Genomic DNA, 661 nt, shown 5'->3' on the forward strand with positions numbered 1-661 from the left:
GTATGGGGGATAGGATATAAATGGAAGTAAAGAAAAAAACTTTTACGCTAAAGGCAGTCTTTTTTAAGTATTTATTAACTTTAGTAGTTGCATTTATTGTTTTCGTCGGACTATATTTTGCGATTTTTGTTCTAATGCAAATAAAAAGTATGATTATTCAACCAAATTACAGTGAGAATTTGGCTAGAGGCGCTAAGCCATTGCTTGCATCAACACCTGAAATCACAGAGAATATGATACCAGATGGATGCAAATTCGCTGTCCTTAACAAAAAATATAAAGTTACAAAAACAAATTTAGATGGTAAGGACTTACTGACCGCAATAGAATATGCTAAGGGTACTTACTCAAATGATGGAAGAAAAAAGTGCTACTATTTCATTGAAAGGCAAGATGGGTCTTGTGTTTTACAGTACTATCTTCAAATGAGGTATCAATCTGAGTTTTTAAATAAACATTTACCAGGTCCACAAAAAACCATGGTTGTAATTTTTGCTATAATATATTTTTTTATTGTTTTTATTACTACTGCAATATATGCAAAAAAACTAAATAAACATTTAAGTCCTCTATTGCAGGCTACTGAAAAAATCAAGAAGCAGGATTTGGACTTTGACATAAAATATTCAGGAATTAAAGAATTTAATGATGTGCTTTTATC

At 30.4% G+C, this 661-nt stretch carries 1 pseudogene; it reads left to right on the top strand.

From position 1 onward, the window contains the following. Window positions 1-20: 20 nt before the first annotated feature. A pseudogene (locus KPL50_RS26680) lies at window positions 21-661 on the top strand (sensor histidine kinase); the annotation flags it as partial.

It is taken from the genome of Clostridium sp. CF012 (genome assembly GCF_018861755.1).
Lineage (GTDB): Bacteria > Bacillota > Clostridia > Clostridiales > Clostridiaceae > Clostridium_AD.